The 8,703-nt window shown below is 36.7% G+C and carries 8 protein-coding genes and 1 CRISPR repeat array (1 of these 9 only partly in view); all 8 genes read left to right on the top strand.

The genetic code is table 11. The features are described 5' to 3' along the window. The first annotated feature begins 254 nt into the window (after positions 1-254). From cas6 to cas2, 8 genes are read left to right on the top strand one after another with little or no spacing between them, the layout of a single operon-like run. Positions 255-983 carry a CRISPR-associated endoribonuclease Cas6 gene (cas6, locus tag CS060_RS11650; RefSeq protein ID WP_099668987.1) on the top strand — a complete coding sequence of 243 codons (729 nt, stop codon included), beginning with the start codon at positions 255-257 and terminating at the stop codon, positions 981-983. After that, positions 980-2,758 (top strand): type I-B CRISPR-associated protein Cas8b1/Cst1, encoded by a 1,779-nt coding sequence (gene cas8a1, locus CS060_RS11645; RefSeq protein ID WP_035049091.1) that lies wholly within the window; start codon positions 980-982, stop codon positions 2,756-2,758. Before cas6 ends, cas8a1 begins: the two co-directional genes overlap by 4 nt. After that, positions 2,755-3,660: a type I-B CRISPR-associated protein Cas7/Cst2/DevR gene (gene cas7i / locus CS060_RS11640; RefSeq protein WP_035049089.1), complete on the top strand. Its 906-nt coding sequence runs from the start codon at positions 2,755-2,757 to the stop codon at positions 3,658-3,660. The genes cas8a1 and cas7i overlap by 4 nt, the downstream gene beginning before the upstream one ends. A 2-nt stretch (positions 3,661-3,662) precedes the next feature. After that, positions 3,663-4,364: a type I-B CRISPR-associated protein Cas5b gene (gene cas5b, locus CS060_RS11635; protein ID WP_035049088.1), complete on the top strand. Its 702-nt coding sequence runs from the start codon at positions 3,663-3,665 to the stop codon at positions 4,362-4,364. Between the two features lie 11 nt (positions 4,365-4,375). Further along, entirely contained in the window at positions 4,376-6,553 is a 2,178-nt protein-coding gene (locus CS060_RS11630) for a CRISPR-associated helicase/endonuclease Cas3 (RefSeq protein WP_035049086.1), read from the top strand. Positions 6,554-6,568: 15 nt separating this feature from the next. Then, positions 6,569-7,066 carry a CRISPR-associated protein Cas4 gene (gene cas4, locus CS060_RS11625; protein WP_099668986.1) on the top strand — a complete coding sequence of 166 codons (498 nt, stop codon included), beginning with the start codon at positions 6,569-6,571 and terminating at the stop codon, positions 7,064-7,066. Beyond that, a complete protein-coding gene (cas1b, locus tag CS060_RS11620) occupies positions 7,066-8,049 on the top strand; it encodes a type I-B CRISPR-associated endonuclease Cas1b (protein WP_099668985.1) in 984 nt (327 codons plus the stop codon). Before cas4 ends, cas1b begins: the two co-directional genes overlap by 1 nt. A 2-nt stretch (positions 8,050-8,051) precedes the next feature. Next, a complete protein-coding gene (gene cas2, locus CS060_RS11615) occupies positions 8,052-8,315 on the top strand; it encodes a CRISPR-associated endonuclease Cas2 (protein WP_012574449.1) in 264 nt (87 codons plus the stop codon). Positions 8,316-8,500: 185 nt separating this feature from the next. Next, positions 8,501-8,703: direct repeats of the CRISPR family, unit length 29 nt; unit sequence GTTTTATCTGAACGTAGTGGGATGTAAAG; it runs 5,926 nt beyond the window's last position.

Here is an 8,703-nt window from a genome sequence, read left to right as displayed (position 1 = left end):
TCATGTCTTCTTTTTTGTTTGGTTGTAAATTTATGTTAGTAAATTTACTCATCTACAGTATTTAAATATTATGTCAAGAAAATAAGGGGAACAGATGAATATTTGTAAGCTTTTAATTTTAAATTGCTCAATATAATGATTGGATGTAATATGTTTTAAATTGTGAAATTTTCTTAAAATTTAAGTCTATTTGACAAAAAACGACAACATTTTCCGTTTCTTTTCGATAGAATGGGAGAGGAAGGAGGTGTGCTATGAGAATTATTTGTTCATTTCAAGTAAAAAAAATCCCTGTTCATTATCGGATGGCGATTGTTTCAATTCTCAAAGAAAGTATACGAGCGTCTAGTGAGGAGTATTACGAGCGGTTATATGCGAAAGCAAATGTAACAAAACCTTTCGTTTTCTCACCCTTTTTAAAAAATTTCCGTTTCAAAGGTGATGAAATTGAGTTAGATGAACTACGCGTTATTATTAGTTCACCTGATTATGAATTTTTGCTTCACGTGTATAACGGTTTGCAAAGCAAAAAAAGGTTTGAGTATAAAGGATACGAATTGATTCGGGGAAAAATAGTCATGGGAGATGAAAGAAAGATTACATCACCTACGGTTGTCTTCCGAACGCTTTCGCCTTTGTTAGTAGAAGATGAAAACAAATCGCCAATCGCACCAGATGACAAGAATTATGAAAAACATATCAATTACTTAGCCAATACAATTTTATATGAATATCGTGGCACGGGATTATCCAGACCATTGGCGATGCAACCTATTCGATTTAAAAAGATGGTCATCAAAGAATCTAATCGTCAATTTGTAGAAAAGTATGGAGAACAACAGCATTTATATTTCACCACGTATCATGGCTTATTTAAGATGAGCGGAGATCCTGCTGATTTACAGTTAATTTATCAGCTTGGTTTGTCCAAACGGCGTAATCAAGGATTTGGAATGCTTGAAGTGGAGGAGGTGAAGGAATGAAAGTTGAACTGCGCATGGGTGAATGGATGGTCAACATGGGGCTTGTCGGGCTATATCGTGTGTTTGAATACGGACGAAAAAACGGAATCATTAGTGATGAATACAAAGATAGCGTGACAGCTAAGCCGTGGGGAATTGAATTGGATACCGATGTACTTCCGCAATTGCCACGGGCATATTTTCTGTATTTGTTGGAGGAGTATAGTGTTGCTAGAAGGGAATGCGAAAGATTAGATGCTTACGTAGAACAAGTGAAGAATGAAAAACAATTTAAGAGTAATATAAATGAGTTAAAAAAATCTATATCAGATACAGGAACTAAAATACTTAAATATTTCACTCATGAAACGCTAGAAAATACATTAAAACAGATAAGAGAAATAAAGAAATATGAACAAGTACATCAGTTGGAAGAGCATATACGTACTTTAAAGCAAGTGTATAGTGAAACAAAAATCAATGAAAAATTAACTCTTAATTATTTTAAACATGCTATACTAAAACCATTATTTTTTGGGCAAGTTTCATTTTTAAATGTATCAAAAAATAATTTAGATTTTGAAGGTCACGTAAAAGAATTTTACAATAGTTATGTTTTTCCTGTAATGAATGATTTACACTTGGAATCTGTACTTAATGATAGTCACTCTATTGAAGAGATAAGTTCTTTGTTAGAAAAAAAAGGTGAATATCAACCTTTTAAACAATTAAAAAGGGAATGGAAGAAGAAAACACTAGAAGAAATACAGGAATACATCAATACTAAAATAAATAAGTGTCTGCTTTTCAACGAGCGTCTAGCTTTTTATAATTTTGAAGAAATGGTATTTTCGCCCATCGGTGTTGCGAAAGATAAAGCATTTAACTTCAGTTGGCGTTTTGATAGTCAACAACCTAAACCATTGTCTTCATTAGCTAAACTTGTGCTTTTATTCGCGCCAATTGGAGTAGCTATTTATTTCAAAAATGACGGAATAGGCGATCAAACGGAGCGGAGACTATATGCAGGATTTGTTCAGACAGATGCAACTTTCGCAGAAATTTTGCAAAAAAACAATCATTTTAGGCAATTAAAGAAAAAAAGAGAGCCTTTTAACAAGATTGTTAGCCAACTTGTTCAAAGTGTAAAAAAAGAATCGGAGTATGCGGTCGATCATTTGTTTTTCTTAGAATTCTTTTCGGACTACGACAGTAAAAAAACACATTTACATTATTATCACTTACCTATGTATTTAGCTCATTATTTCAAGCAACATGCCGATAAGCTCGATTCTATAAAACTATATGACTATCGAGAGAAATTCGTGCAATACGTGCTACGTGGTGCGGATCCAATTCATGTCATCTATCACTATTTGCGCGATTGCATCAAAAATGAAAGAAGTACGAATGGCCCGTACATTGCTGTGCGGGAGCGGAATCGAATTTTGCAGTTTAAAAAGGGAGTGAGAGATGTGGCCACGACAGATAAAAGAGTGAGCGCGTTGTTTATGCAAGGACGGGAAATCCGTGATGCGATTATGCGTTCGAGCGGTCCGGAGAAAAAAGTAGCGAGTATTGCTTACCGTTTATTAAATGCTGCAAAAGCCGGAAATCGAAAAAGTTTTATGGATACGCTTATGCGTATTTATATGTCTACAGATCGTCCGATGTCACCTATTTTCTTAAATGCGCTACATGAAAGAGATCTCGATTTTGCGACAGTGGCGAATGCGTTTATTGCCGGATTACTCGCAAACCAATATAAAGAAGAACAGGAGGAAGTTAAAGCATGAAAAAAGCGTTAACGATGACCACGATTTTTCAAGCAAACTCACTAAACTATGGAGAAGGGATTGCTAATATTTCAGAGTTGAAAAAATTTCATCGCGGCGATGGCGAAGTATATACGTATGCATCGCGACAAAGTATCCGTTACGATATTGTTCGGCTCGGGAACGAACTGTTTGGGTGGAATTTAGATACTGTTACAAAGGCGAGCGATGGGGGAAAAAGCGTCGTTCAATTCAAAAAGGATATTTCAATCAGAGATTCAGTGGAAATGGATCTATTTGGATATTTAAAAACACAAAAAGGTGAAGGAGGAGAAAAACGTCCCGCTGTTGTTCGTTTAAGCCATGCGATTTCGCTTGAGCCGTATAAAAGTGATTTAGAATTTTTAAATAACATGGGACTCGCAAGTCGCATTGGGCAAGATGCTAACTTAGTCAATATTGAACAACACCATAGTTTTTACACATACACGCTCACCATTGATTTAAACCGCGTCGGTGTAGATGGAGAGATTGAACTTCCAAACGAAGAAAAAGCAAACCGTGTACTTCAACTGCTTGAAGTGTTAAAAGTGCTAAACCGCAACATTCGCGGGCGACAAGAAAATTTAGCTCCGCTTTTTGTCATCGGCGGAATGTATAACGTCGCAAATCCATTTTTCCTTGGACGCGTTCAACTAAGTACGACAGGGAACGGATGGACTATACAAACAAAGCCAATTAAAGAAACAATGGAACAAACATTTGCCGGGGAAGCAATCGGGAAAGATACAAAAATCGGCATATTAAGCGGTGTGTTTGCTAATGAAGGGGAATTTTACGATTTATTTAGCGAACAAGTGATGCCTGTCGAACCGTTTTTCCAATATGTTTCAAAACAAATTCAATTGTATTATGGTGTTTAAGTATGAAAGCGTTACGATTAAAACTATTTCAAGAAACAGCGTGCTACAAAAAGCCGTTTGCTTCCAAAGTGGCGGAAACATATCCGCTTCCGCCATACTCAACCGTAAAAGGAATGATTCATGCTTTGCTTGATGCCAATCAATTCATTCCGATGCGATTGAGCGTGCAAGGAACGTATGAAGCGAAGTTGCTTGATTATCAACGATATTACTTTTTCAAAAAGAGAGAACTATCAAGCTTTCCGCTTGTACTAGATGGGTTGGCACGAATGGAATTTTCTTACGATAAAAACGAAATTACAACGATGCCAATGTACACGCATTTATTGCACAATGTCCATTTATTAATCCATGTCGAAGCAGAGAAACACATCTTAGAGCAAATCATTCATGCTATCGAGCATAGTGCGACTCATTACAGCCTTGGTCGTTGGGAAGATTTAGTTCGGATTGATGAATATAAACTCGTGGAAGTGCAAGAGCTGGAAGAAGAGGAAACTTTACAATGGAATGCTTATATTCCTAGTTATCTGCTTGATCGAGAAACAAAAAGTATTCCTTATCAACTCAACTGGAAATATGAAATTGTTAACGGGATTCGGCAGTGGGAAAAAGTTGATGTTGGTTATGTACAAAAAGGGATTGAGGCACCAGAAGGGGTCTGGATTGATGAAGACGGGGAACTAGTCTTTTATCATTTGTAGGAGGAAGAACAATGACTTTCTATGCAAAATCCGAGGGGAAAGAGACGATTCGTGAACATACGGATCGTCTCCTCCATAATTTAAAATTGTTAAAAAACGCTTACGGTCATAAACTCATGCTGATGGACGAGCGAATGTGGAGGCTGTTAGAAATCGCTGTACAATATCATGATGTTGGTAAAGTGAACACGGTATTTCAAAATAAAATCCGCCAGGCAATTCGTGAATCTGTGTTAGAAACGGATATGGAAACAAATGTGCCTCACAATTATTTATCAGTAGGATGTATCCCACTAAAACAGCTAGACCTCACGAAAGAAGAAGAGCGACTACTCATTCATGCGGTTGGTTATCATCATGAGCGTGACCAGCATCCAGAGAAAGAAATCATTCGTCATGTTTTAGAGAACGATATAAAAAATCAGTTATCTCAACTAAGTGAACATATGAATTTACCGATGACAGAAAAATTTTCATATCGATTCGTTGATCGGTTATTAAACCGCTATACATATCATGACGGGGAAGAATTTTGGAAATATGTCATGATTAAAGGGTTGCTACATCGTTTAGACCATGCGGCATCTGCTCATATGGATGTCGAAAGAGATGTAGAAAAATCAATTTACATAAATGTAAATGAATATATGAAAAAACAAGGATTTCATAAAAACGATTTACAACAATTTGCTGAACAACATCATGATAAGCATGTGATCGCTATCGCACAAACGGGAATGGGGAAAACGGAAGCAGCCCTTTTATGGATTCGAGATGATAAAGCATTTTTTACATTGCCACTTCGAGTGAGCATTAATGCGATATACGACAGAATAAAAGAAAAAATGGGCTATGACGCGGTTGGGTTGTTACACTCCACGAGCGTGCATTATTTAGTAGACAAAGAGGAAAATTGGGAAGAATTAAAACAACAGTCTGAACATTATGCGAAGAAGTTATTGCTTACAACAATCGATCAAATTTTAAAGTTTCCTTTTTACTATAAAGGGTTTGAAAAAGAACTAGCTGCAATGGCGAATGCAAAAGTGGTCATTGATGAAATACAAGCGTATGAGCCAAGGATTGCAGCGATGCTAATTAAATCACTCGAAATGATCCATCGTGTAGGTGGAAAATTTATGATTATGACTGCTACGCTTCCCACGTTATATTTGGAGGAGCTAAAACAGCGAAATGTGATTGACGACGACCAGATTGCGATCGAGGAGTTCATTGATACAAGCGTACACCGCCACCGCATTTGCTTGCGTGCCGAGGGGATTGAGGAAGCGATTGGGGAAATATTGAACTTGGGAGAAACATCGCAAATACTTGTCATTGTCAATACAGTTCGTAAGGCAATGAGTCTTTACGATAAATTCTTACAATGCGAGACTCATGTTCCCGTCTACTTGCTTCATTCACAATTTACACAAGAAGATCGCCAACTACTAGAAAAACGCATTAAAGAATTTAACGAAAATAATGAAAAAGGAATTTGGATTACCACCCAACTTGTCGAGGCGAGTATTGATATCGACTTTGACTATTTATTTACAGAAATGTCGACATTAGATAGCTTATTCCAACGTTTTGGACGTTGTTATCGGAAGAGAGCGTTAGACCATGACGGTTGCAATATTCATATTTTCACAGAAAATATTTCAGGCGTTCCGAAAGTGTATAACGAGAATCTTGTGAATGAAAGTATTCGGCAGTTAGAACCATATGATAACCAAATTATCGATGAACGTGCAAAAGTAAAAATGGTAGCGCAACTATATGACCGAAAACGATTAACGGGAACATCATTTTTGAAAGAATTTGAAGATGCCTTATACATGTTTGACAATCTTGATCCATATGGAATGGATAAACGAGAAGCACAACAAAAGCTACGTGATATTCAAAACATTCAAGTCATTACTCGGAAGATATATGATCAAATCGATCATCTATTCGAGCAATATAAAAAAGAAAAAGAATGGAAAAAACGCTTGAAATTACGGATGGAAATTGAAAAGAAAACGGTTAGCGTTCAGCGATATGTAGCAGAAAAATATGTGTCGGAGCGCTTGCCAAAGCCATTTGACCACATATATATCGCTGATGTTGAATACGATTTCAACCGTGAGCAATGGAAGGGAAAAGGAATTTCGCTGGACAAACCTTCTTCCAATTTTTCTTAAGAGGGGTTTATGTTGATGGTTAGTGGTGTGCAAATGCAGTATTACAAAGTGTGTAAGCGGAAGCTGTGGTTATTTTCCAAAGGAATTGCGATGGAAAACGAACATGAACGTGTCATTGAGGGGAAGATTTTACATGAGCGAGCTTATCCACGTTTGGAGGATAGGGAAATTTTAGTGGATGATTCGTTTAAGTTAGATGCTTTGGATGGAGAGTACGTTCGCGAAATTAAGCTTTCAAGTAAAATGTCAGAGGCGGATCGGTTTCAAATGCTGTATTACTTGTATGAACTGAAGAAGCGGGGTATTGAGAAAAAGGGGCTAATTAGCTATACGAAAGAACGAAGAACAGAAGAGGTAGAACTAACGGAAAAAGATGAAAAAGCGATTGAAAAGGCGATAAAGGAAATTTATGCAATCGTTCATTCGTCTTCCCCACCGAAGCTAAAAAAACTGCCTTATTGTACAAAATGCGCGTATTATGAATTTTGTTTTGCGTTAGAGGGTGATGATTAATGCTAAGAGACCACTATATTTTTTCTAACGGGAGGCTGAAACGTAAAGATAATACGTTATACTTCTTTGATGAAGACGAAAATAAAAAAAGCCTTCCTGTCCATCAAACGGACAATTTATATGTATTTGGGGAAGTAGATTTAAACTCGTCGTTATTAAATTTATTGAGCCAACACGATGTTCATCTTCATGTATTTAATTATTATGGTTTTTATGCGGGAACGTTTTGTCCAAGAAATAAAAAAGTTTCAGGATTTACGGTGGTACAACAAAGTGCTCATTATCTCGATCACGAGAAACGACTATATATGGCGAGGTCGTTTTTGCAAAGTGCTGTGCATCATATGTTACGGAATATTCGACGATACAAAGAAAAAACGGAGCAATATGTAAAAGACATCGAAGAAGAAGCGAAAAAGATGGATAGTGCTACGAAAATTCAAGAACTGATGGGAATAGAGGGACGCATTCGCCAACATTATTATCAGTCATTTAATGCAATTTTGAATCAAGATTTTATCTTTGAAAAACGAACGAAACAGCCACCGCAAGACCCGCTTAATGCCCTTATTTCGTTCGGCAATTCGCTTTGTTATACGGTAGTTTTGTCGGAAATTTATAAAACACAATTAGATCCGACTATTAGCTTTTTGCATGAGCCGTCAACGAAGAGATTTTCTTTATGTCTAGATTTAGCGGAGATTTTCAAGCCATTACTTGTTGACGTTGTGATTATTTCGTGCATTAATAATCGCATCATCACCCAGAAGCATTTCGATTTCCTCGATGGAATGGTGTTGCTAAGTGAGGAAGGAAAAAAGCGTTTTATTAAAGAGTGGGATGAGAAGCTATCAACAACGGTACAACATCGGAAACTGAAGAGAAAAGTAAGTTATCGGTATTTTATTCGTCTGGAATGTTACAAACTCATTAAACATTTCATTGGCGATGAGCCTTATAAACCATTGAAAGCATGGTGGTAGTTATGTTTGTAATCATTACGTACGATGTTGGAGAAAAGCGTGTAAATAAAGTGTGTAAAAAGTTAAGAGAGTACTTAACATGGACACAGAACTCTGTGTTCGAGGGGGAAATTACTAAAAGTTTGTTAATGAAATGCTTAAACGAAATCGATCAAATTATCGATGAAGATGAGGATTCCATTTATATTTACGAAGTGGCTAATCCGAAGAACATCAAGAAGCAAGTATTTGGACAGGAGAAAAACTTTGATGAACTTTTTCTTTAACATTTGCAGTGAACCTCTAATTTGAAAAAACGGAAAAGATGCTTGATATATCAACAAGAAATGCGGTAGTTTTAGGATAAGAAAAAACACGACTGACGCTTCACTGCAAAAAGTAGAAACTTGTCATATCAACCATTCTCCAAAATCGTTGATATGACAGCACTTTGTGCTTTTAGATTTGAGGGGTTTTATCTGAACGTAGTGGGATGTAAAGGTGTCAAGGCTACGGCCGTGACTTTGTCGCGACACATAGTTTTATCTGAACGTAGTGGGATGTAAAGACACGATCGTAATGACTTCAAACAATTTTGGCTTTGCGTTTTATCTGAACGTAGTGGGATGTAAAGTTTGTCATCACTTCCTTTACCTTTTGTCACTATATTGTTTT

Source organism: Anoxybacillus flavithermus (assembly GCF_002742685.1).
GTDB lineage: Bacteria > Bacillota > Bacilli > Bacillales > Anoxybacillaceae > Anoxybacillus > Anoxybacillus flavithermus_E.
The sequence above is the reverse complement of the archived record's forward strand: the minus strand, read 5'-3'. Positions and strand labels throughout refer to the sequence as shown.

What these genes read in the sequence shown, in the direction of transcription:
- cas6 (WP_099668987.1), top strand. Translation starts at nt 255, where the DNA reads ATGAGAATTATTTGTTCATTTCAAGTAAAAAAAATCCCTGTTCATTAT.
- cas8a1 (WP_035049091.1), top strand. Translation starts at nt 980, where the DNA reads ATGAAAGTTGAACTGCGCATGGGTGAATGGATGGTCAACATGGGGCTT.
- cas7i (WP_035049089.1), top strand. Translation starts at nt 2,755, where the DNA reads ATGAAAAAAGCGTTAACGATGACCACGATTTTTCAAGCAAACTCACTA.
- cas5b (WP_035049088.1), top strand. Translation starts at nt 3,663, where the DNA reads ATGAAAGCGTTACGATTAAAACTATTTCAAGAAACAGCGTGCTACAAA.
- CS060_RS11630 (WP_035049086.1), top strand. Translation starts at nt 4,376, where the DNA reads ATGACTTTCTATGCAAAATCCGAGGGGAAAGAGACGATTCGTGAACAT.
- cas4 (WP_099668986.1), top strand. Translation starts at nt 6,569, where the DNA reads ATGGTTAGTGGTGTGCAAATGCAGTATTACAAAGTGTGTAAGCGGAAG.
- cas1b (WP_099668985.1), top strand. Translation starts at nt 7,066, where the DNA reads ATGCTAAGAGACCACTATATTTTTTCTAACGGGAGGCTGAAACGTAAA.
- cas2 (WP_012574449.1), top strand. Translation starts at nt 8,052, where the DNA reads ATGTTTGTAATCATTACGTACGATGTTGGAGAAAAGCGTGTAAATAAA.